This window comes from Buttiauxella sp. A111 (assembly GCF_014189855.1).
Lineage (GTDB): Bacteria > Pseudomonadota > Gammaproteobacteria > Enterobacterales > Enterobacteriaceae > Buttiauxella > Buttiauxella selenatireducens.
Genome location: NZ_BJFN01000011.1, coordinates 32272 through 55951, shown reverse-complemented (window position 1 = coordinate 55951; position 23680 = coordinate 32272). Strand labels below are relative to the sequence as shown.

The 23680-nt window shown below is 49.7% G+C and carries 24 protein-coding genes; 17 read left to right on the top strand and 7 right to left on the bottom strand.

The window, feature by feature from the left end; genetic code table 11:
• Positions 1 to 38: 38 nt before the first annotated feature.
• Positions 39 to 431 (top strand): lysozyme inhibitor LprI family protein, encoded by a 393-nt coding sequence (locus BSPA111_RS21555; protein ID WP_183273192.1) that lies wholly within the window; start codon positions 39 to 41, stop codon positions 429 to 431.
• Here BSPA111_RS21555 and rutR read toward each other — a convergent pair whose 3' ends face one another.
• The 4 genes from rutR to BSPA111_RS22535 form a co-directional block, all read right to left on the bottom strand.
• A complete protein-coding gene (gene rutR / locus BSPA111_RS21550; RefSeq protein WP_183273191.1) occupies positions 432 to 1070 on the bottom strand; it encodes an HTH-type transcriptional regulator RutR in 639 nt (212 codons plus the stop codon). It lies immediately after the preceding gene.
• 1 nt (position 1071) lies between these two features.
• Positions 1072 to 1998: a DMT family transporter gene (locus BSPA111_RS21545; protein WP_183273190.1), complete on the bottom strand. Its 927-nt coding sequence runs from the start codon at positions 1996 to 1998 to the stop codon at positions 1072 to 1074.
• Between the two features lie 180 nt (positions 1999 to 2178).
• The gene (locus BSPA111_RS21540) at positions 2179 to 2355 is read right to left on the bottom strand and encodes a general stress protein (RefSeq protein WP_034456279.1); all 177 of its coding nucleotides are present in this window, start codon (positions 2353 to 2355) and stop codon (positions 2179 to 2181) included.
• 26 nt (positions 2356 to 2381) lie between these two features.
• A complete protein-coding gene (locus tag BSPA111_RS22535) occupies positions 2382 to 2567 on the bottom strand; it encodes a hypothetical protein (RefSeq protein WP_221200579.1) in 186 nt (61 codons plus the stop codon).
• Between the two features lie 178 nt (positions 2568 to 2745).
• On the opposite strand from BSPA111_RS22535, the gene wrbA reads away from it, so the two are divergent.
• Entirely contained in the window at positions 2746 to 3342 is a 597-nt protein-coding gene (gene wrbA / locus BSPA111_RS21535) for an NAD(P)H:quinone oxidoreductase (RefSeq protein WP_183273189.1), read from the top strand.
• Between the two features lie 11 nt (positions 3343 to 3353).
• A complete protein-coding gene (locus tag BSPA111_RS21530; protein WP_183273188.1) occupies positions 3354 to 3581 on the top strand; it encodes a YccJ family protein in 228 nt (75 codons plus the stop codon).
• A gap of 40 nt (positions 3582 to 3621) precedes the next feature.
• Here BSPA111_RS21530 and agp read toward each other — a convergent pair whose 3' ends face one another.
• Positions 3622 to 4872: a bifunctional glucose-1-phosphatase/inositol phosphatase gene (gene agp, locus BSPA111_RS21525; RefSeq protein WP_183273187.1), complete on the bottom strand. Its 1251-nt coding sequence runs from the start codon at positions 4870 to 4872 to the stop codon at positions 3622 to 3624.
• Between the two features lie 173 nt (positions 4873 to 5045).
• Between agp and BSPA111_RS21520 the strand changes: the two genes are divergently transcribed.
• Positions 5046 to 5501, top strand: a complete 456-nt coding sequence (locus tag BSPA111_RS21520) for a helix-turn-helix domain-containing protein (protein WP_183273186.1) — start codon at positions 5046 to 5048, stop codon at positions 5499 to 5501.
• A 201-nt stretch (positions 5502 to 5702) separates the two neighbouring features.
• Positions 5703 to 6494, top strand: coding sequence for an SDR family oxidoreductase (locus BSPA111_RS21515; RefSeq protein WP_183273185.1), 792 nt, complete (start codon positions 5703 to 5705; stop codon positions 6492 to 6494).
• A gap of 89 nt (positions 6495 to 6583) precedes the next feature.
• Here BSPA111_RS21515 and BSPA111_RS21510 read toward each other — a convergent pair whose 3' ends face one another.
• Positions 6584 to 6865: a SemiSWEET transporter gene (locus BSPA111_RS21510; RefSeq protein ID WP_183273184.1), complete on the bottom strand. Its 282-nt coding sequence runs from the start codon at positions 6863 to 6865 to the stop codon at positions 6584 to 6586.
• A gap of 753 nt (positions 6866 to 7618) precedes the next feature.
• Between BSPA111_RS21510 and BSPA111_RS21505 the strand changes: the two genes are divergently transcribed.
• The 11 genes from BSPA111_RS21505 to BSPA111_RS21455 all read left to right on the top strand — a co-directional run bounded on the left by BSPA111_RS21505 (position 7619) and on the right by BSPA111_RS21455 (position 20487).
• Positions 7619 to 9037, top strand: a complete 1419-nt coding sequence (locus tag BSPA111_RS21505) for an MFS transporter (RefSeq protein ID WP_183273183.1) — start codon at positions 7619 to 7621, stop codon at positions 9035 to 9037.
• A 28-nt stretch (positions 9038 to 9065) separates the two neighbouring features.
• Positions 9066 to 10370, top strand: a complete 1305-nt coding sequence (locus BSPA111_RS21500; protein ID WP_183273182.1) for a glycoside hydrolase family 28 protein — start codon at positions 9066 to 9068, stop codon at positions 10368 to 10370.
• Between the two features lie 321 nt (positions 10371 to 10691).
• Positions 10692 to 12296, top strand: a complete 1605-nt coding sequence (locus tag BSPA111_RS21495; protein WP_183273181.1) for an arylsulfatase — start codon at positions 10692 to 10694, stop codon at positions 12294 to 12296.
• 59 nt (positions 12297 to 12355) lie between these two features.
• A complete protein-coding gene (locus BSPA111_RS21490) occupies positions 12356 to 13651 on the top strand; it encodes an anaerobic sulfatase maturase (protein ID WP_183273180.1) in 1296 nt (431 codons plus the stop codon).
• Positions 13648 to 14646, top strand: coding sequence for a MoxR family ATPase (locus tag BSPA111_RS21485; RefSeq protein ID WP_183273179.1), 999 nt, complete (start codon positions 13648 to 13650; stop codon positions 14644 to 14646). The genes BSPA111_RS21490 and BSPA111_RS21485 overlap by 4 nt, the downstream gene beginning before the upstream one ends.
• Positions 14646 to 15551, top strand: coding sequence for a DUF58 domain-containing protein (locus BSPA111_RS21480; RefSeq protein WP_183273178.1), 906 nt, complete (start codon positions 14646 to 14648; stop codon positions 15549 to 15551). The genes BSPA111_RS21485 and BSPA111_RS21480 overlap by 1 nt, the downstream gene beginning before the upstream one ends.
• Positions 15552 to 15992, top strand: a complete 441-nt coding sequence (locus tag BSPA111_RS21475) for a DUF4381 family protein (protein WP_183273177.1) — start codon at positions 15552 to 15554, stop codon at positions 15990 to 15992.
• Positions 15985 to 16962 (top strand): VWA domain-containing protein, encoded by a 978-nt coding sequence (locus tag BSPA111_RS21470; RefSeq protein WP_183273176.1) that lies wholly within the window; start codon positions 15985 to 15987, stop codon positions 16960 to 16962. Before BSPA111_RS21475 ends, BSPA111_RS21470 begins: the two co-directional genes overlap by 8 nt.
• Complete coding sequence (locus tag BSPA111_RS21465) at positions 16959 to 18482, top strand: tetratricopeptide repeat protein (RefSeq protein ID WP_183273175.1); 1524 nt, start codon at positions 16959 to 16961, stop codon at positions 18480 to 18482. The genes BSPA111_RS21470 and BSPA111_RS21465 overlap by 4 nt, the downstream gene beginning before the upstream one ends.
• Complete coding sequence (locus BSPA111_RS21460) at positions 18479 to 19495, top strand: BatD family protein (protein WP_183273174.1); 1017 nt, start codon at positions 18479 to 18481, stop codon at positions 19493 to 19495. The genes BSPA111_RS21465 and BSPA111_RS21460 overlap by 4 nt, the downstream gene beginning before the upstream one ends.
• Positions 19492 to 20487, top strand: a complete 996-nt coding sequence (locus BSPA111_RS21455; RefSeq protein WP_183273173.1) for an HAD family phosphatase — start codon at positions 19492 to 19494, stop codon at positions 20485 to 20487. The genes BSPA111_RS21460 and BSPA111_RS21455 overlap by 4 nt, the downstream gene beginning before the upstream one ends.
• 782 nt (positions 20488 to 21269) lie before the next feature.
• Here BSPA111_RS21455 and BSPA111_RS21450 read toward each other — a convergent pair.
• Complete coding sequence (locus BSPA111_RS21450) at positions 21270 to 22460, bottom strand: OmpP1/FadL family transporter (protein WP_183273172.1); 1191 nt, start codon at positions 22458 to 22460, stop codon at positions 21270 to 21272.
• 394 nt (positions 22461 to 22854) lie between these two features.
• Between BSPA111_RS21450 and BSPA111_RS21445 the strand changes: the two genes are divergently transcribed.
• The gene (locus BSPA111_RS21445) at positions 22855 to 23619 is read left to right on the top strand and encodes a hypothetical protein (protein ID WP_183273171.1); all 765 of its coding nucleotides are present in this window, start codon (positions 22855 to 22857) and stop codon (positions 23617 to 23619) included.
• Positions 23620 to 23680 lie beyond the last annotated feature (61 nt).

Here is a 23680-nt window from a genome sequence, read left to right as displayed (position 1 = left end):
GCTCCTTTTATGGAGCCTTTTTTCTTTGAGGAATAATAATGAAACGCGTGTGTTTACTTCTTTCGGGTCTGCTATTAAGCGCAAACGTTCTGGCAGACAGTTGCGACGCCGCCACCTCGCAGGCAGGACTCAACGAGTGCTACAGTAACGAGTACAAAAAGCAGGATGATTTACTGAATCAGACTTATCAGGAGGCGATGAAACTCGCCACCGACACACAAAAACCCCTGTTAAAAACAGCGCAAAATGCGTGGATTGCCTTTCGCGATGCTGATTGCGCATTGATGACATCCGGGGCTGACGGTGCATCCGTTGCGCCGATGGTTCATGCCCAGTGCATGGCAGACAAAACCCGCGAACGCACGGAACTGTTGAAAAGCACACTGCATTGTGAAGAAGGCGATGTCAGCTGCGTTTTCCCACCGCGCTAGTTAACGCACCCGAATCCCCTCAATAATCATCCGCTGCACGTTTTCTACGGTGCGGCGGAAAAACTCTTCATCTTGTAAATTGCTGCCAGCAACCGCCTCGACCTGGCTTGCAAAATCGGCGTAGTGCTGCGTCGTCGCCCAAAGCATGAAAATCAGATGATGCGGATCAACTGCCGCCAGTTTGCCACTTTCGACCCACCCCGCAATGATTGCCGATTTATCATCAATCAGAGATTTCAAATCTCCGGTCAACTCCTCTTTAAGCAGAGGCGCACCTTGTAGCATTTCCAGGCAGAACAAGCGTGAAGCCTGCGGATAATCACGGGACACTTCGAGCTTCAGGCGGATATATTCGCTGATGGCCACCAGCGGCTGTAAATCTTCACGAAACGCGCGTAATGGCGCAAGCCAGATATCCAGGATCTGTTTAAGCACCGCGATATAGAGCGCTTCTTTCGACGGAAAATAATAGAGGAGGTTCGTTTTAGACACTTCAGCGCGTTCCGCCACCTGTTCGATACTGGTGCCGTGAATACCGTATTGCGAGAAATACTCCAGCCCTGCTGCAAGAATAGCCTGCTTTTTCGCCGCTACTGCCCGGACACGCCGTCCGGTTTCTTTTAAAGCTGCCGCACACATATCAGGACTCCTGCCCGTTGAGTTCATCACCCGATACCGGTGCCTTTTTCATACGTTTAAGTTTTAGCTCGCTCACCAGAACGCCCAACACAATCAATGCGCCGCCTAATAACGCCAGCATCGGTAATCGCTCACCGGCTAAACGACCAAAGATCCCCGCCCACACCGGCTCACCGGTATAAATCACTGTCGCACGGGTAGGTGAAACGCTGCGCTGCGCCCAGTTCATTGTTACCTGAATAATGGCGCTAAAAATGCCGAGCCCCAGCGCGATGCCCCACAAACCAGGCGTCAATGAAGGGACACTTTCACCCGCCGGGATCATGGTGGCAAACGCCACTATCGAGGCGGTGGCAAGCTGCACAATGGTCACGCGCTTGATATCGACTTTACCAGCCCAGGCGCTAATCAGAATAATTTCTGCGGCAATGGCCAACGCGCTGATAAGCGTGATGATTTCACCGGCCCCCAGCGTTAGCGTAGTCCCATCAGGCCCGGCAAGGAAAATTAGACCGATAAATGCAAGCAGGACACCAATCCAGGACATGATCCCCGGCATTTTTCCCAGACAAATCCATTGCAGCACCGGCACCAGTGGAACATACATCGCAGTGATAAATGCCGATTTACTGCTCGGGATGGTCTGCAATCCCCAGGTTTGCAAGCTGTAACCGATAGCAATCGAAATGCCGATAAACACACCGGCTTTGACTTCAAGCCAGGTCAAGCCGCGTAACGTTTTAAACGAAAGGAGCGCCACAGCCAGAGCCGCGGTAGCAAAGCGTAATCCAACGAAGAAGAACGGCCCGCTCATCGTCATGGCATATTGCACCGCGAGGAAAGTCCCACCCCAAAACATGGTGATGAGGATCAAAATGGCTTCCTGGGGTTTAACGGTAAATGAGTAACGGCGCAAAAAGGCAGACATGGAAGTACCAGAGCAAATTCAAGCGTAACAAAGAAGGCTATTAGTTTGCGTTCAGGCGTACTGTGCTGCAATGGGCGAGTGAAAATAAAAACCGCCGGTCAAAACCGGCGGTGGGGATGGCAATCAGCTATCTAAAAAGGGAAAACAGATAACTTAGCGAATTGCGAAAGCTTGGCTGGCTTACTTACTGCTGCCTTTGCCGTGACTATTTTTGCCCCCTTTTTGGCCTGCTTCCGAGGCGCGTTGCGGGTCATTCTTGAAATTCCCGCCACTATGCTGGCCACCTTTACGACCTGCTTCTGATGCTCTCTCACGGTCTTCAGCGAAATTACCTGAACCACCACGATGGTTTGCCATTTCTAACCTCCAGATTAGTGAAATAGTTAAGTCATCATATTGCATTCAGTGGAAGAGTCGTCTTTCACCTGGCGACATAAATAGACCTCATTTAATGTGCCGCGTGGAACTAAGCTTAGTGCAGTCAGGGTAATTGACCAGTTAATCGTAATATCTTGCAACATGTAATCGCCGAAACGGGTGATTTTTTCGCTGCTCAAACCATAAGACATTCTTATTTTTAATGAAATAGTCACTCAGTGAAAATGTGACGTAATGCGACATTTACTTAGCCTCCCCTTTCTATTGTGAAGGATCAAGGAATCGGCACTCTAAGTTGCACTCTGGGCCACAGCACATATCTTTAGTTCAGTGCAGCAAAACGCTGCGTCAAGGTAGGAGTGATGCGAAATGGCTAAAGTTCTGGTGCTTTATTACTCAATGTACGGACACATCGAAACCATGGCACACGCTGTGGCAGAGGGTGCGCAGAAAGTTGATGGTGTAGAAGTCACGGTGAAACGCGTCCCGGAAACCATGTCAGCAGAGGCTTTCTTAAAAGCGGGAGGGAAAACGCAAAATGCTCCGCAAGCGACTCCGCAAGAGCTTGCCGATTACGACGCAATCATTTTTGGCACTCCCACTCGCTTTGGCAATATGTCCGGACAAATGCGCACCTTCCTCGATCAGACGGGTGGCCTTTGGGTTGCAGGCGGCCTGCACGGCAAACTTGCCAGCGTGTTTAGTTCTACCGGCACGGGCGGCGGCCAGGAACACACAATTTCATCCACATGGACAACGCTTGCACATCACGGAATGGTCATTGTCCCTATCGGTTACGCAGCACAAGAATTGTTTGATGTTTCACAAGTTCGCGGCGGGACGCCATACGGTGCCACAACGATTGCCGGTGCTGACGGTTCGCGCCAGCCAAGCCAGGAAGAGCTGTCTATCGCTCGTTACCAGGGTGAGTACGTGGCGGGTTTAGCAGTCAAATTAAACGGTTAACGGAGGAGAACATGCAGAATCAACAATCCAAAATTCATCATGTTGGTGAATGGGCGAGTTTGAGAAACACATCTCCTGAAATAGCAGAAGCTATTTTTGAAGTAGCAAAATTCGACGAAAAAATGGCGGAGAAAATTTGGGAAAATGGTAGCGATGAGGTGCTGTCGTTAGCATTTGAAAAAACCGATAAAGACTCGCTGTTTTGGGGCGAGCAGACCATAGAACGGAGAAACGTCTAAGCCTTATCCCCCGCCGATGGCGGGGGTTTTACTTCTTCTATTATTTCGCCTGATTTACGGTCTGCGTTAACACTTCAGTAAATTTATCCCACGGACAAAAACCATTCGCGTCAGTCGGGCAACCATTGAGTTGTAGTGTCACTCTCTGCGGTGGCTGTTGCAGGCTGAGTACATCCGCTTTGCGCAGTTGGTCGCTACTTTGATAAACGTACTCCACTTTCATCAAATCATGGTTGGTGTTGGCATCATGCCAGCGCTGGAACATGATTTTCCCACCGATTGGTGTGCGTTCATATTGGCCAGGCAATTGATAAGGCTTGAAATCCAGTGCCGTCAGCAATGACGCAATGTTGGAGTCATGCCCCACCAGCAAGGTAATTTTTGGCCCTTTAGCGTCATTTCCGACCAGTGCTTTCTGAATATATTTAATCAGCGGCGCCGCCACATTTCGTGCGACTTGTGGCGAGGTAAACAACGTATCCTGATAGCCATTTTTCAGCTCCGATAACACCTTCCACTGCTGGTCAGTTTTGATTTGCCCCCATGCAACATTGTCCAGCGGGAAACCTTCGTAATATTGCAAGGTAAAGGCATCAACCAGCGAGTTCCCCACTTTAAGCGGGCCGCTAACACCCGGCTCTTCCCTGGCATTAGCGCTAAATTTATCTTTCTCGGCGGTTAAATCGCACTTCTGTTTTTCTTTACAGCTCGGAGAGTCTTTGAAGGCAACGATTTGTTCAAGAAGCTGATAGCTGTCATCAAGTTTGTAGTGCTCACGCTGCGTTTCCATCGCCTTCAACGCGGCTTCTTTGAATTCCGGCGAGTCATTAGTGATCACCGGATTAAAGGTCGGGTCCATGGTGCCCATTTTTTCCTGATGATGGACAGGAATATCACATCCAGGAAACGCGCCCGTAATAAAGAACTGCGCTGTGGCCACCGTACGCTGCAAGCTGTTGGCGTAGGCATAAACGCTTTGTGGTGTTGGGCATTCGCCACTTTTCACCATCCCCTGCTCGGCCAGCCACTCGCGCAGGTAATGCCCCATGTAAACTTCCAGCACACCACCTTTGGTGGTGAGTTGGCCACCGGGAACATCCCACTCCGGCCAGGATTGCGCCGTGGATTGTTCCAGCACGCTGCCATTATTCGCCAGCGGTGCGCGCAAATTATGGCGACTCATTAACAAAACTTGTTGGAGCTGATAACCCTGCGGTGCGGTTTCGGCTTGCGCCAGAGCAGGAGCGAAGTAAGCCATTGCCAGTAAAACTGCGATCGTCTTTTTATTCATCTCTTAATCCTCAAGATGTTATTGCACAAAAGTGCAGGATCCATTCTGGCAGAAAATATCAATGCCGCCTTTTGGGCCGATCGCAAAACGAAGCAGAGAAGGCAGGAAAACTACTCAATCCCGGTAATAGGTTTTATAATAAAACTATCTGGCTCTATGCCCATGGAGGATCAATGAAACGCAAAAGTATGCAAGGTAGTGTCTGCCCGGTCGCCCGCTCGCTGGATATCATCGGTGACTGGTGGTCGTTGCTTATCGTGCGCGATGCGTTAAATGGCCTGACACGTTTTGGTGAGTTCCAAAAAAACCTCGGTATTGCCAAAAACATGCTCACTCAGCGGCTTAAACAACTCGTGGAGCAAGAGATTATGACCGTGCGTCCGGCAACTGACGGCAGCGCGTGGCATGAATATGTGCTGACTGAAAAGGGGCGCGCTCTGCAAACCGTTCTGGTCGCCCTGGCGCAATGGGGTGGCGATCATTTGTATGCCAGCCATGAAAAATGCAGTGTGCTGGTCGATGATGAAGGCCATCAACCGCTGCGAAAATTGATGCTGCAAGCGCAGGATGGCCGAGTGCTTACACCAGACGAAGTTGTTGCCCAACGCCCCGATGTCCCTGTGGAGTAACGTGATTTTCGGATGGATGAGCGCCGCGACATCCATCCATTTCCTTTCATTTTTAATCTGTTAGCCATTCAACAAGCCTTCCGTTCAATGCAGAAATAAAAAAAGATGCGCAATTTGGTTGCATTATAAAACCATGGCATCTATTTTTAATTAAGTTTCATTATGAAACCACAATTCATCTTTCATCGACGAGGCTTTACCATGACCACATCCCCTTCAGTTGCAGTAATTACCGGCGCATCTTCTGGTATTGGCGCGGTTTATGCAGAGCGTTTCGCCGCGCGTGGCTACGATTTGTTGTTGGTTGCACGCCGCGAAGAGCGCCTGCGCGACCTGGCCGCGAAGCTTGAATCGGCATACGGTATTTCAGTGCAGACGTTGCCTGCGGATCTGGCTCGTGATGAAGGGATTCAAATCGTAGAAGAAGCGTTACGCAGCAATGATCGGATAAGTGTGTTGGTGAATAATGCCGGTACCGCACACCTCGCCCCTTTCACCGCAGGCAGTGCTGAGTTACATCAAGCAGACATTATGCTGAATATCACGGCGCTGACTCGCCTGAGCCTCGCCGCCCTCACCCGTTTCCAGGCACAAAACAGCGGCACCATTATTAATATCGCTTCAGTTGTTTCCCTTCATGCCATCGCCGGCAGCGCCGTGTACAGCGGTACAAAAGGATATGTGCTGAACTTCACCCGTGGGTTGCAGCAAGAGATTACCGGCAGCAATGTTCGTATTCAGGCGGTTTTGCCTGCGGTGACGGCAACGGAAATTTGGGAAGTATCGGGTGTATCAATGGATCATTTACCACCTGAATCCATCATGACCACAGAAAACATGGTAGATGCCGCACTGGCAGGGTTAGATCAGGGTGAGGAGGTCACCGTGCCGCCGCTGCACGATCTGGCGCTTTGGGAGGCTTATGAATCGGCGAGGCTGGCGATTTTCGATGCTTCACGTACAGGCGTTCCTGCACCGCGTTATCAGAACTAATCGGCATCAGAGCCGGTAGCTGTTATCGGTTCGTTGTCCCTTATTAATCCATTCAGGATGTCAACGAACCGATATAAATCTTTTCCTATTTATCCCCTCACCTTTTTCCCGGTGAGAATGTCATTTTTTATTTTCATGAAAAGAATCGAGCCGGCCAGGATAAAGGTAATGAGATTTGGAATAATGACTGGCAACGCATTAGACATAATGCCATAGGTTAACCATAAGAAAATCCCAAACACAAAGACGGAGTACATTGTTAAAGATATATCTTTTGTTGACTTATTTTTTATAACCAAAACCACCTGGGGAATAAATGAAACAGTGGTACAAGCACCACCTATAAACCCCACCATGTCAATCGTATTCATAGTGTAAACTCGTGTAAATTCCTGTTAGAGCTACAGGTCATTTCTGACCTCGAACTGAGTTCCGCATTATTACCATGCAAATGGATAGTTTTCAGAGATCAGCGAATATAGCGGCATTAAGCGAAGTCGGAGCCAGGCGTAAAAAATCAGGCAACAACGGAAGATGGCCCTCAATAAAAGTGCTTCCCCCGGATATTTCATGCGAAATAACGTTGGCGCCAACCAACCTTGTTAGACCAATTTTACTTCCTGTCTGATAGTTATCTGATATCCCTCTCAAAAAAACCTCATTTTCTCACAAAATATTAACCAGCCATCCATTACTAAGCGTCGAAAACCAAACCTAACCGCTTGATTAACTTGGTGATCAGCGTTTTCTTTACAGATAAACCATCATAAAAACCAATACTTATAACAATTTTAAGATTCGTTATCTTTCGAAAACAATAAGAAATTCATTCCAGAAAAACAATAAAAGATTCGTTTAATAATAAATTATTGGTGAACCACTATCCCTTTATTTTGCAAAGGTAAAATGAAATCCGGACAGATATACATCAATCGTGTGAATGAAATCACAATTATTAAAATAATCACGCTCAGTTATTAATTGTGTGACAGCGAGCAATAAACAATGATGTCATACCAATTATTCTTGCCGCCACTTACATGTATGACACCAATACAAACTGGTCTACAGATTCACATGTATTTTTAAATTTTTTATTACATGAGATTAAAGGGGTTAACTCTATGGGTTCCAATGTTTTGATTGATGAAAAAGCGATAAAGGCAAAAATAAGGCCTTTTGGCATGAGAGATAAAATTGGCTACTTGTGTGGTGATTTAGGGACTTGCTTTATTTTAGGCCTGGTTAACAGCTTCCTTATGATCTATTACACCAACGTCCTTGGTGTGTCAGGAATAATCGTTGGGTCACTGTACTTCGGAACAAAACTGTTTGATGCATTTGTTGATGTCACTGTTGGTCGCATGTGTGACACGTCAAAATTGACAGCAACAGGTCGTTTTAACCCGTGGATTCGGAGAATGAAGTATCCGTTTTGTGCTATTGCTGTCATGTTATTTTTGCCATTTGCGCAAGAACTCTCCTATACAGGCAAAATAATTTATATCTGTGTTTCGTATTTTTTATACGGCGCCCTGCTATCGACCATCAACATTCCTTATGGCGCAATGTCAGCGGCGATCAGTTCCAGCCCAGACGATCGCGTATCGCTCTCTACATACAGAAGCGTAGGTTCGGCAATCGGTGGTGGTGCAACAGGCTTCTTTATCCCTATCCTGATGTACAAAACCCTTGTTGATGGCAGCCAGGTTATTTCTGGACAGCACTTCTTCTGGATCTCTATTGGTTGCGCATGTCTTGCTTTCATCTTCCTGACATTGACCTGCAAATTAACAACCGAGCGTGTCCGTGTTGAAGCGAAAGAGAGCGTACCCGTTTCACAACTGGTTAAAGGCTTGCTGAAAAATAAAGCACTGATCGTTCTGGTCGTGGTTGACCTGCTCATTGTTATCAACCAGGGCTTATCCGGTACCAACATGACTTACCTGTTCAATGATTATTTCCATGATAAACAGGCTATGTCCGTCGCACTCTTGTTTACCTTTGGTTCTCTCGTATTACTGGCACCTTCTGCCTCTTACTTAACCAAGCGATTTGGCAAGAAAGAAGCCAGCGTTTGTGCACTGATGTTCTCAGTTGGCATGTATGTACTTATGTATTTCTGCCACATCACAGATCCGAAGATCTATTTGGTTCTGCTGTTCCTGGCAACATTGGGTGCAGGCCTGTTTAACCTGATGATCTGGGCATTTATGACAGATGTGTGTGATTACCATCAGTATGTCACTGGCACTCGTGAAGACGGCACCGTGTACGGCGTCAACTTCTTCGCCAGAAAAATTGGACAGGCGTGTGCAGGAGGAATTGGTGGTTTCATGTTGGCATTAATTAACTATCAGTCTTCTTCTACAGGTGGATCAGTACAAAGCCTCGAAGTTCAAGAAAGTATTTATACCATGGCAAACCTTCTTCCAGCATTTTGCTTGTTTGCTTCAGCTGTAATTTTGATTTACTTCTATCCATTGAACAAGAAAACCACTCTTGATATGGAAAAAACTTTGAATAAGATCAACGGAATTTAACCGTTTAATTAATTAAGGGAGATTTAGCATGACAACTCAACTCGATATTAAAGACTTTGGTGCAATCGGAGACGGGATCGAAAAAGATACCTTCGCTATTCAGCAAGCGATTAACCAGGGTGCAGAACAAGGTGTTACTGTTTTTATTTCAAAAGGGATTTATTTGGTTGGTGCGCTATTCTTAAAAGAAGGAAGTAAATTAAAATTTGAGAAGGGAGCAACGCTGTTAGGTTCAACCGATATCTCTGATTATCCGGAAATTAATACCCGCGTAGCCGGTGTTGAAATGTTATGGCCTGCAGCAATACTGAATGCTATCTCTGCAAATAATGTCGAGATTTCAGGTGAAGGTTTGATTGATGGGCAAGGCCAACACTGGTGGGATATCTATTGTGGTGCCGACAAAAACAGCGGTTTGCGCGTTGACTACGATAAAAAAGGCCTGCGTTGGATCGCCGACTATCTCGTTAAGCGCCCGCGCTCCTGCTTGATTTATGAAGCTGAAAATATCAAGATTTCTGATCTTACATTTGAGCGTGCTGGCTTCTGGAATTTGCAGATCACCTACGCCAATAATGTCCTGGTTCGTAAAGTAAAAATTGGTGATAACCACGGCCCAAGCACTGATGGCATTGACATTGACTCCTCCACAAATGTGCGTGTCACCGAATGCGAAGCCTCATGTGGTGATGATTGCATCGTTATCAAATCCGGTCGTGATGGCGACGGTCACCGTGTGGGCAGAATCGCTGAAAACATTGAAGTGGATAATTGCAAAATAAAATCTGGTTACGGTATTACGCTGGGCAGTGAAGTCAGCGGCGGTATTCGTGGCGTACATATTCATGACATCGAATTTGAAAATTCGGATTGTGGATTTAGAATGAAATCATCCAAAGAACGCGGTGGTTTTATTGAAGATGTCATCGTAGAAAACCTCCATATGAAGAATGTTCAATTCCCATTCTCATGGATTATGGACTGGCATAACTCGTATAACAGAAAGCTCTTTGAAAATATTGAGCAGTTACCGACTATGTGGCAAGCCGTTGCTCTGCAAATACCCGAAGACATGCAAATGACTAAGGTCAGAAATATTAGTATCTCTAATGTTAATGCCACCTTAGATTCTGATTATGCTTTACCTGCAAGGGCATTTGATCTGGTCGCATTCCCAGAAAAACCGATGGAGAACATTCGATTCAGCCAATGTAATATTGAGGCAAAAGAATTTGGGCGCATCGTTGCGGTTAATGGCCTGCAATTTAATGATGTCACCGTCTCCGTTGCAGAAGAAAACAATTACTCAAACGATACATTTGATAATCAGTAATAGTCATTAAATTAAAAATACACATATTATCGAGGCTGGCGTAAGGCCGCATGATGGCTTTACGTTTCTCGGTAATATGATGTATTGGTTTTGATGTCATCCTCTTAATTGTGCATAGAGGGTGACAACTGCTTTTATTCCGATAGCCACTCCTCAATTTCGCGCAAATTCAGCGTCACCTCCCATATCGATTTAACCCCCGCATCACATTACTATAGTGATAGTTACACACCGATATTATTTAACCGTCTTGGGAAAAATCTGATGACTTTTAAATAGCTTCTATACTCAAAAAGCCCCTAACTCACTGGAGCTTTACTGATGCTAAAGAACGTTCCTTTCCAGAAGACGATGGTCGCCAGCATGCTGACGTTAGCATGTACTGCCGTGTCCAGCGTCTATGCCGCCCCTACAGAAACAACAACTACAACAACAACGTCGTCTGAAGCCCCTAAGCAAGATTCAACTAAACCTAACATCGTGGTTATTTTCGGCGACGATATTGGTTACTGGAATATCAGTACCTATAACCAGGGAACGATGGGTTACAAAACGCCGAACATTGACAGTATTGCCAATGAAGGTGCCAAGTTCACATCCTATTACGCTGAGCAAAGCTCCACCGCCGGGCGCTCTTCATTCATTACCGGGCAAATGCCATTCCGCACCGGGATGAGTAAAGTCGGCATGCCAGGTGCGCCACAAGGCATCAGCAAAGACGACCCAACCATCGCAAACATCCTTAAACAACTCGGTTATGCCACCGGGCAGTTTGGTAAAAACCACCTTGGCGACCGGGATGAATTCCTGCCAACCGCCCACGGTTTCGATGAATTCCTCGGTAACCTGTACCACCTGAATGCCGAAGAAGAGCCCGAAAACCCGGATTACCCGAAAGATCCTGAATACCGTAAACAGTTTGGCCCTCGCGGCGTGATTAAGAGCACCGCCGACGGCAAAATTGAGGATACCGGCCCGCTCACCATCAAGCGTATGGGCACGGTTGACGAGGAAACTCTCGCCGCCAACAACGACTTTATGGAACGCCAGACCAAAGCCGGTAAGCCGTTCTTTACCTGGTTTAACACCACCCGCATGCATAACAGAACCCACCTCAAAGACGGCAGTATTGGCGTCACCGGATTGGGGACGTATGCAGACGGTATGGTTGAACACGATAAGATGATCGGTGAAGTGTTGCAGAAAATTAAAGACCTCGGCATTGAAGACAACACTATCGTGCTTTACACCACCGATAACGGCCCGATGCTCGCCACCTGGCCGGATTCAGGCATGACGCCGTTCAGAGGTGAGAAAAACACCGGCTGGGAAGGTGGTTTCCGCGTCCCTGCCATGATCAAATGGCCGGGTCATATCAAACCCGGCACATTGATTAACGACATTTTCGGCAGTAATGACTGGTTCCCGACGCTGGTTGCCGCAGCAGGCGTTCCTGACATTAAAGAGCAATTGCTCAAAGGCTACAAAACCACATCCATGACCTACAAAGTCCATCTTGACGGCTATAACCAGCTCGACTTCCTGCAAGGCAAAGGTGAAGACCCGCGTAAAGAGTTCTTCTACTGGAGCGATGATGGCGACTTGCTGGCGATTCGCTATGGCCGCTGGAAAGCGCACTTCATGATTCAGGAGCACACTGGCATGGATGTCTGGCGCTATCCATTCACCGTACTGCGTGCACCAATGATTTTCGACCTGGACATTGACCCGCTTGAAAAAGGCGATACCGGTATGGGTTACAACGACTGGTTCTACAGCCGTCTATTCCTGCTGGGTGGTGCGCAGAAATATGTGGGTGAGATGCTGCAAAGCTTCAAAGATTTCCCACCACGTCAGAAACCGGGCTCGTTCACCGTCACCGACGTTCAGTCGCTGATTGAGCAAGGTCCAGGCGCGAATAATTAAAACAACACACCGGGCGGTAAGCTGCCCGGTTTTTCAAGGCCTGCTGTCAGGGGAAAGCCATGAAATACAGCACGACATTGCCGGTTAAAGCATTACCGTCAGCAGAAAAATATGATGGCAAAGGCCCTGAATACAAACGACGCTTCCACGTCATGGCGAAGCCTACTGGCTCAACCTGTAATCTTGACTGCTCTTACTGTTTTTACCTGCACAAAGAGGAGTTACTGCACCAAGACCGCCACACCGGCATGAGCGACGAGGTGCTGGAAAATTTCATTCGTCAGTACATCGACGGGCAAGATGGCGAACAAGTGGTTTTCTCCTGGCAAGGCGGCGAACCGACCTTGATGGGACTCGAGTTTTTTGAAAAAGTCGTCAAATTCCAGAAACAGTACCAAAAAACCGGCCAGCGCATCGAAAACGACTTACAAACCAACGGTGTGCTGATCAACGACAAATGGGCTGAATTTCTCAAAGAACACCGTTTTCTGGTTGGCCTGTCGATAGACGGCCCACGAGAATTGCACGACCGCTATCGCGTCACGCGTAGCGGAAAACCGACATTCGATAAAGTGATGAAAGGCGTCGAGGCGCTTAAAAAATACAAAGTCCCGTTTAATGCGCTGGTCACGGTCAACCGCACCAACGCCCGCTTCCCGCTGGAAGTGTACCGCTTTGTCACCCGCGAACTGGGTGCCACCTACGTGCAGTTTAACCCGTGCGTAGAACCGGTTGATTTCAAAGTCACCGCCCCGCAATTCTGGCGCGATGACACCATCCCGATTACCGGCTCACGCCGCGCACGACCAGGCGATCTCGACTCTATCGTCACAGACTGGTCGGTGGACCCTGAAGACTGGGGCACCTTCCTGAAAACGGTATTTGAAGAGTGGGTTAATAACGATTTAGGTCGTGTACAGGTCAACCTGTTTGAAACCGCCGTTGCTCAAACCATGGGCATGCCCGCGCAGATTTGTACCGCGTCTGAATTCTGCGGCAAAGGCCTGGCCGTCGAAAAGAACGGCGATATTTATTCCTGTGACCATTACGTCTACCCGGAATACCAGCTAGGCAATATCGAAAACACCAAACTGGCGCACATGGCGTTTTCCGAGCGTCAGCAAGCCTTCGGCATGGGTAAAAAAGATACGCTGCCGGAGTACTGCAAACAGTGTCCGTACCTGAAGTTATGCTGGGGTGAATGCCCGAAAAACCGCCTCGTGCGCACCCCAGACGGCGAACCCGGCCTCAATTACCTCTGCCCCGGCATCAAAGCGTTCTTCAATTACGCCGAACCGATCCTGGTCGGTATTGCCACTATTTTGAAACGTGACTTTGCAGGATTGCGTAAATGACAAACCGAGAGAAACTGCTCGAACTTGAGCTGCGCATGAACCAACAAGTACTGGGGCAGGAATCGCTGGTCCGCATGCTGATAATCGCCCTGCTGTGTGACGGCCACGTTTTGCTCGAAGGTTTGCCGGGCCTGGCAAAAACTCGCGCAGTGCGTGAGCTCGCCCGCCACGTAGAGGGCGATTTCCGGCGTATTCAGTTCACGCCGGATCTTCTGCCATCAGACATTACCGGCAGCGAGATTTACCAGCAAAACGCCACGCGTGAAGAAGACCAGTTCCGTTTCCGCCCAGGCCCGGTGTTTGGCAACATCATCCTTGCCGATGAGATAAACCGCGCCTCGGCACGCGTGCAGTCGGCATTGCTTGAAGCGATGGAAGAACGCCACGTCACCGTTGCCGGTAAAACCTGGCCATTGCCGGGGGTTTTCATGGTGCTGGCGACGCAAAACCCCGTTGACCAGGAAGGCACCTGGCCTCTGCCGGAAGCCCAGCTTGACCGCTTCCTGATGAAAGTTCTGGTGGATTACCCTTCTAAAGCCAATGAGCAGAAAGTGATGCAACTGGTGCGCTCCGAACAGCAGCAAAAATACCAGTCTGGTACTCAAGAATCGCAAGAAAAACCACCCGAAACCCTGATGCTCTCGCAGCAAGATATCGCGATCTGCTGGCAGGAAATTTCAGCGGTTTACGTCGCACCCACCATTGAAAATTACATCGTCAACCTGGTGGACATGACGCGCCACCCGCAAGGAATCAGCGACACGCTCGCCAGCTACATCACTTTTGGCGTTAGCCCACGCGGCACGCTGGCTCTCGACCGTTGCGGTCGCGCGCTGGCGTGGCTTGAAGGCCGTGATGCGGTACTGCCGGAAGATATTCAGCGCGTCGCCCCTGCGGTGCTGCGCCACCGCCTGATGCTGAGCTACCAGGCAAATGCCGATAACTGCTCGCCGGATGACGTGATTAAGCTATTGCTCGATGCGGTGGTGGCGTAATGAATAGCGCATTGCAGGTGGACCGCCAAACGCTGATGGCACTTGCAGGCGAAGCTCGGCTGCTGTCGAACCCTCCGGGGCAGATCCCACCGGGTGCACTGGCGGGTGAACGCGTGTCACGCCAACAAGGGCGCGGGCTAAACTTTGACAGTCTCAGGCGCTATCAACCAGGGGATGATGTCCGGCTAATCGACTGGCAAGCCACTGCACGTCTGCGATCGCCGTGGATTCGCTTGTACAACGAAGAGCGCGAACGCCCGGTTTTTCTGATTGTCGATCAGCGTCTGGATATGTTTTTTGCCACCCGGGGGCAAACCAAATCGGTAACCGCCGCCAAAATTGCAGGCCTGTTGGCGTGGCGAAGCTGGCACGATGGCGATCGTCTGGGCTGCGCGATATTCAGCGACACGAATTACAGCCTGCAAAAATGCCGGGCTCCACGAACCAGTCTGCCTGTCGTGCTCGACGACGTGCTGCAATACAACCAACAATTACCCGAACGTTATCCTGATGAAACGCCCGCTACAGTCACTCTCGCAAGCGTGTTGCAACACGCCGTACAACTGATCCCCAGCGGCTCCTGGGTGGCGGTAATCAGTGATTTTCACGATCTGGATGCCCCCGCTGAAGCCTTGCTTGCGAACCTGAGAAGACGCTGTGAAATCAGCGCATTTATCACCCTTGACGATCTCCATCTGACGCTCCCTGCGCAGGGCAATCTGGCTGCCCGCTATCAGGGTCATGAAGCGGCATTTTCGCTCTCACCAGGGCTAAAAGATGAGATCCAACAGAGCGTGACATCGCGGCTGTCCAGACTTGCGAATCGACTGACACGGCTGGGCATTCGCGTAAATCAGATAGTGGTCGCGCAGGATCTTATCAAACAGCTACAAAAGGGAGTGTGAATGCTGGAGAAAGGATTTAGCGTGCCGGCGTTATTGCTCCCGGCGCTACCGCAGAAAATATCCTGGTTTCCCCTGCCCCCAGGCTGGTTTGTTCTGGGCGGCGTGTTACTCCTCGTGTTACTGGTTTATCTGTTATTCCGCTTTGCCCGCTGGCGGCGCAATTTATGGCGTCGTGAAGCACAGGCTGCGTTGCAACAACCGCACAGCGCCGATAGCTGGCTGGAACTGATTAAACGCATTCTTCTGATGCACCAGGCGCGCAGCCATATCAGCCACACTCTTTCACCACAGCAACTGTTACAGCAGGTGGAAATCGACAACGATTTGCGCCAGCAACTGAGCGACAAATATTGCCAGCCGGATAACCAACTCGACCCGGTTCAAAACGCACGTCTGCAATCGCAGCTGAACACCTGGCTGGAGAAACTGCCTTATGTCTGAGTTTCTGAGCCGCCTGGATTTTGCCTGGCCCTGGGCGTGGCTGCTGATTTTTCTGCCGCTGATTGGCCGTTATTTTTTACCGCAAGACCGTGAAGTGAAAGAGCATGTGCGCGTGCCGTTTTTACCGGAACTGATTGATGAGCTTAAACTTAACAGCCAGCCGGTGCGCAGCAGTAAACTCGCCAACCTGGTTTTCTGGCTGGTGTGGCTCCTGCTTGTCGCAGCACTTTCACGCCCGGAATACCTGACGCCGCCGCAACACATTCAAAAACCGATGCGCGATGTGGTGCTGATTCTGGATGTTTCCGGTTCGATGGGGAAAAACGATGTTCAGGGCGGTTTAACCCGTTTGCAGGCGGTCCAGGCATCAGTGCGTAAATTCGTCGCGGCGCGTAAAACCGACCGTATCGGACTGGTAATTTTTGCAAGCCAGGCCTGGCCGTTTGCCCCGGTCAGCGAGGATAAACAGGCGTTACAAACGCGGATTAACCAACTCGCTCCCGGCATGATTGGCCAGCAAACCGCCATTGGCGATGCACTGGGTGTTGGCGTAAAACTGCTCGACAGCACCACCAATAAAGATGCCAGCAAGCTGGCGATTTTGCTCACCGACGGGAATGATACCGCTTCACAATTAGCGCCAGCACTCGCCGCACAACTGGCGGCGACGCATCACGTTCAGGTTCACACCATCGCCTTTGGCGACCTCAATAGCACTGGCGATGACAAAGTAGATTTGCCGCTCATGCAGGACATTGCTCGCATTACTGGCGGAAAATCCTGGACCGCCGCCAACTCAGGAACCGCGCTGGACAGTGTCTGGCAAGAGATCGATGCCATTACGCCGGTACAGGTGAAATCCATCGGCTGGTCGTGGCACATTCCGTTGTTCCAGTGGCCCCTGCTACTGGCGCTGGCGTTGCTGATTTTGCTCGCGGCCGGGCGGTTTATTCGGGAGAAAACAGCATGAGTGACTTCCATTTTGTTTATCCCTGGCGGCTACTCGGCCTGCTGATTTGCGTGCTGTTATGGTTTATCTCCACCCGCAGCCGCAGCGCCTGGCATCAGATTATGGATAAACCTTTCGCCAACGCGTTGATTATCGGGCGGCAAAAAAAACTGACTCAAATATTACCGTGGTTATGCGCGCTGGGCGTCATCGCGCTGGCGGGCCCAACCTGGCAGCGTGAATTGCCCGCAGCACTGACCCAGCAAAGCAATATGATGGTGGTTTTGCAGCAAGACCCGGCGATGCTCGCGCAGGATGTCGCCCCCAGCCGCCACCAGCGAATGCAAAGTAAAATCATGGACTTGATGAACCGCTCGACCGGCACGCATTTCGGACTGGTGGTTTACAACCACCATGCGTATCTGACCACGCCGTTAACCTCCGACCCGACGTTTTATTCCTTGTTTTTACACGCGCAAAGCCCGAATTTACTGCCAGAGGGGGAAGGCTCAGGGCTGAAGCAGGCCATCGCTTTAGCGCTAAAAAACATGCCAGAAACGCCGAATATGCCGCGCAATATCATACTGGTCGCTGACACGGTTTCACCGCAGGATGCCGCCTGGCTTGCACAGCTTAAAGCGCCGATTCAAATCTGGGTTCCCGGCACCGCTCGTGGAGGGGAATTACCGGAAAGTTATGCCCAGCGCGGCATTGATACACGCCTGAACGTCGAGCGCTTTAGCCAAATTCGCGACGGCGGTATTCCGGTGACGCTGGTCACCACCGACGATAGCGATCTGGCTGTTATCACCAGCCACATTCAGCAATCGGTAGCCGCACAAAACAACGCTCGAGGCGATTTGCACTGGAAAAACAGCGGCTATCTGCTGGTTATCCCTATGCTTTTATTGCTGCTGTTTGGGCGGCGTCAGTTGATTTGCTGGCTGGTTGTCCTGCTACCGCTTCTCTACATGCCGCAAAGCTCTGCCGCCTGGCAGGATGCGTGGGTGAGCCCGGATATGCAGGGCCAAATCGCGTTCAACAAAGGTGATTACACACTGGCGGCAGAGCGTTTTCAGGACCCGCTATGGCAAGGCATTGCGTATTACCGTGCGAGAGATTTTGTTGCGGCAACCTCGGCGTTTCGTCAGGCACCACAAACCGCTGAAACGCTGTTATGGACGGGCAACAGCTACGCTCAACAAAAACAGTGGCAGCAGGCAATTAACAGCTATGACCGCGCGTTGAGCCTGCGCCCGGACTGGGAAATGGCGCTGAAAAACCGTGCGGCAATCGCCAGAATCATTATGGAACTGCGGCAAAAAGAGCGCGATCGACAGGCCGCTCAGGGTAAAGAACAGGATTATAAGCCGGACGAAATCAAGCACGACCTGAAGAAAGATCAGGGCGTGAATCAGAAGGATATTCAACCGGTTGCCAGCAGCAGTCCGCAGGTGAATCAGTGGTTTGAAAACCTGGAAGTCTCCCCATCCGGCCTGTTGGAAAACCTCTATCGCGCCAATACGGAGGAGACGCCATGAGAGTTTTTTGGGCACTGTTTTTGCTGGCAGCGCTCCCAGCCCACGCGGCAATGGACATCACTCGTGAGCTTGAAGCGCCTGAACATGTCGCGCCCGGTCAGCCGATGCGGGTTGCCGTCACCTTCTGGACAGATAGCTGGTTTAACCCGCCACCGGTGTGGCCTGATTTTACAATCGAAAACGGTGCGCTGATGGCCACGCCGTTACCCAACCAGCTCCTCAGCCGCCAGAAAAATGGCATTAGCTGGAGCGGTGTACGCCTTGAACGGCAAGTCACCGCATGGGATCAAGGGGTGCTGCGGATGCCGGCCGTGGAAATCACACTCACTTCAGCCAACCAGTCACCGATCACCGTACAACTGCCGGAGCTGAAAAAAGAGGTTGTCTGGCCAAAAGGCGTGGAGCAGCCGGACCGTTTCCTGCCAGCCAGTCACTTAACGATAAGCCAAAAAATCACCCAATATCACGCCAGCAAAGACGACAAGTTACACGCCGGAGACGTGGTGGAACGCACCGTCACGGTAAAAGCCAATGGGATTGTCGCAACACAAATCCCGCAGTTGTTGTATGCGATTCCGGGAACTGACACCCAACGCCTGACGCCGGTGAATACGCTGCTAAAATCTGGGCGTGGTGAAATCGAAGGGGCGCTGCGCGAAGAAGTCCTGCGCTACCTGCCCTCGCAGGCGGGCACCCTCACCCTGCCACCGGTAAAATTACGTTGGTGGGATACCGCAAATCAGCAGTGGCAGGTCGCTCAATTGCCCGGCTCAACAATGCGAGTTCTTGAGGCTCGTGCGGCGGGCGGTGAATCCGCCCTGCGCGGCACAACCAACGAGGCGAATTGGCGCAACGCTCTGATAATCGGTGCTTGCGTCATCATGGCATTACTCATCTGGTTTACACGACGCCTGTTGAAGCGCTGTGTGAAGTATCTACGCCACATCTGGCAACGCTTCTGGAACCCTATCCGACTGCCCGAACTGACTCCCACCAAAAGGGGTGAACGATGAAAAAGACCTTATTACTCAGCGCCATATTATTGGGCACTTTTGGCGTAGCGCATGCTGCTGACCCGCTTTCGGCGTGGAACGACACCGCCGCGAAACAGGCTATTGAAGAGTGGGTGCAAAACGCGACCAACAAAGATCGCTCGACCTTTATCCCGCCTGCAAAACGCTACGTGGTATTTGATAACGACGGGACGTTATGGCCTGAAGCCCCGCTGACTTTCCAGTTACAGTTTGCGATTGATGAAGTGAAACGCCTGGCGCCACAGCACCCAGAATGGAAAAGCGACCCGATTGTGAGCGCGGCGCTTAATGATGATTTGAAAACCATTGCCGCAGCGGGTGATAAAGGAATCATACGGCTTTTAGAACTGACCCACAGCGACATCACAACCGAAGAGTTCGCCCAGCGAGTTGGCAACTGGGTCGACAGCCATCGCGACAGCCGTTTTGGTTGCCGTTACGACCAGATGGGATACCAGCCAATGCGCCAGTTACTCGACTACCTGCGCGATAACGGTTTTAAAACGTGGATTGTTTCCGGTGGCGGTATCGATTTTATGCGCGTGCTGGCAGAAAAGATGTATGGCATCCCTCCTGAGCAAGTTATTGGTTCGTTCTCAATCGGTGAGTTTTCGCTGACGGATAACGGTACCGAAATCCGTAAAACCATGAAAGGCGCGTTTCTTGACGATGCGGCAGCCAAACCGGTCGCCATTCATCTGTTTATGGGCCAGCGCCCGGTGGCCGCGTTTGGTAACAGTGACGGCGACCTGGCGATGATGCAGTACACCGCGTCAAACCCGGATTATAAAACCTTTGGTTTGCTGGTTCATCACACCGATGCCGAGCGCGAATACGCCTATGACAGCCATCCCCCTGCAAGCGGGAAGCTGATTGAAGGGTTAAAAGTGGCGCAGGAAAAAGGCTGGACCGTCGTCGATATGAAGCAAGCATGGAAGACGGTGTTCGATCCGGCATTATGCAAAAAATAAGCTATTCATAGCTCAAAGGTTCTTAATTTGGTAACGGTGATATCACGTCAAAATTGTTGAGATTTGGATGGGTTGTTTATATCGGAAACGGTGAAGATTTCGTTCACCCGAAGTATTTCGATTTCTATAGCCACCGAACCGGTGAACGACTTAGGGTGGCCACCGTCGCCACCCTAAGAACCCGGACTCCCGGCAAGTAAATCGCCGCTTCGCGGTAAACCTCCATTTTTCCTTTCAGTCACTGGGTCGGTTGTGATGCGCTCCCGGCGATCACAACCTCTCGCCGTTCCCGACGGCGAGACCCGCTCCTTACAGTCAAAACGGAGGCGATTTAAGCCGGAACCAAAGTCAACTTCAACTTCAACTTCAACTTCAACTTCAACTTCAACTTCAACTTCAAAACCTAAGGTCAAAAGCCGAAGCGGTTTTGACTTTGTTCCCGGTATAAATTGCCCCAGCGTTCCCCATAAGTCGGGGTGGCGTGGTCGGGAACCACGCCAGAGAGCGATCGTCTGGAACGAATCGCGAACGACCCTGAACGTTGGGGATAAGCTGGGGTTTACCGCGAAGCGGCAATTTAAAACCGGGCGCCGAGGTCGCCAGGAGGGTGGCGTAACCCTCCTGGCACGTTCACCGTTCACAACGGTTGCAGAGATAATCAGCCGCACGGGTGAACGGAAAATCAGCGAAGCTTACAGATCTCACCCTAGCAGGCCAACAGAGTAAGAACTGTATAAGAGACAGATTATTAACGGCTATGACGACCATGACCGCGAAGGCATTTAAAATAAATAACTGTAATTCGCCGTAATAAAATAGAGATTGGGATTATCGTAAGTACCGCCTAATGCGGAATCCGAAACCGTAGAGCTTTCCATCTTCATATATTCAAAAGCTCCGCCGACGCTGCTCTGTTTAGTGAGTTGGTACTGCGCTCCCACTCCCCAGCGCCAGGCATCACCGGATGGCATGGTGATTGATGTGTCATTCTGGTTTTTATAAAAACTGCTGTCGTAAGCAATACCGCTGTTGAGCCGCCATTCAGGCGTTGCCTGAAACTGCACGCCAAGTGCCGTATGCCAGGTATCTTTCAGGCGATCTTTACTTTGCAACGACTGGCCAGCAACTGACGTTTCACTGCCACTGTAAGCACTCCAGTCCTGCCAACCCAGATCCGCCAAAAGTGCCCACTGGCTATTCAAATTGTGGAAAGCGCTGAACATCAATTGTTGCGGTGTCTGAACTGCCGCACTCAAGGGCAGTGAATAGGTTGGGCTACCGGGCAAACGGTTTAACGTGATATCGGTTTTAACGTCAAAGTCATATTTTGTTTTACTGGTATAAGTCAGACCAAAACGCGTCGCCTCACTCAGTTCAAACAAGAGCCCAAGCTTACCGTTGAGCGCCCAGTCGTGGTCGTCCGTTTTCTCCTCACCGTCTGCCGTGTTGCGCTTCAGGGAAAATAACCCGTAGTTGATACCAGGACCGCCACCTATCGACCACTTATCGCCAATTTTCCACGCAATAACCGGTTGGAAAGTCAGCGCAATTAACGTTGTATCATTGATTAATTGGCTGCCAACCCAGTCATTAAAATGCAGCCCTAAACCGTAGTTACCGTACATTCCCAGACCCACTTTGATGTCATCATTGACACTGTGGCTGAGAAAACTACTGGCTCCGGGAAACCAGCCGATGACGTTACCGGGCCCTTTTCCTTCGCCCTCCAGATTGTAGTGCGCATCGCCATACAAAGCCTGACCACCGAGCGTCAGGTTGTCACCCTGCAAACGGGTTAAACCTGCGGGATTACTCACTATCGTTCCAGCATCCTGTGCCCGCGCTGCCTGTCCAGCACCCGCAAGCCCCACATCTTCAGTCCCCACTTCATAAAGATAGAGCCCGCTGGCAAAAGTCTGCGTTACGCACAAAAGCGACATCGCACAAGCAATCTGCGACAAAATCTTTTGCATAGATAGCCTCGTTTAAATAAGCATGAGTTCTAAATCGCTCAGGGATAACCACGAAAAAAACAAAATGTCATTTTTATATTTTAAAAAACACAATCAAAACAAACATATTACTATCCAGATGCGAGGAGTTAGTCTGGAATATATAGACTAATCAACTAACCATTCAAACTATAGAAGACAACATTCATACCCGTGAGTTAAAACAATAAAAATAAAACCATACTAATACTATGTTATTAGAAATAACCGACCCGGTAATTTATAAGGATTTTTAACCTGAAGATTTAACGCCTGATTTGCATAAAAATTCTATGGAATGGCTACCTTTTTTTTAGAACTGTGCAACGCTTAAGATACCTGTACAACTTTTTCACCAGCCAGGGAATAAGAAGTAATGCTAAGCACTTTAATCAGCCATCCGCTTTATTTATTTGTTGCATTGCTTGTCATCTTGCCACTGGCATCAGGCATTGGCGTCTACTGTTTGAATCGTAAAGGGAATCTTGATGAAGAAACGCTGAAAGATTTCAGTATTGTGCAAGCCGCCACGCTGACTCTGCTTGCCTTATTGATTGGCTTTAGCTTTTCCGTTGCGGTTAATCGCTACGACCAGAGAAAAGATTGTGAATCAGAAGAAGCCAACGCGATAGGGACAGAATATTTACGCACCGACTTGCTTTCTGCCGCAAATACGTCTACTGCGAGAGAGCAATTAAAAAAATATCTCGATTTACGTATCAGCTGGTATCAATTAACGGACCGTGAAGAACTCGCGCAGGTAGACAAAAAAACCGCTGCTATTCAAAACGATCTGTGGCAAACCATGAAAAATGAGGCCAGCCTCTCAACCACACCTGTTACCGCGCTGGCGATTTCTGGAATGAATGAAGTTATTAACACCCAGGGCTATACTCAAGCAGCATGGATTAAACATTTTCCCGTTTCGGCCTGGGTGTTACTTATTACGATAGCCGTATTTTGCAACATTCTTATTGGCTATGGTTCGCATAGCCGCAAAAGTAATAAGGTCTATCTTTTTATATTACCGTTAATGATTGCCACCTCCCTGACTCTTGTTGCTGATATATCAAGCCCTCGAGGGGGATTAATCCTTATCGAACCGCAGAACCTGATATTACTCAAACAATCTTTGCAATAAAAACCTCAGGTGTTTCAAAGAGTAATAAATACCGAATGGCTTAGCATTAATAAAAATTATC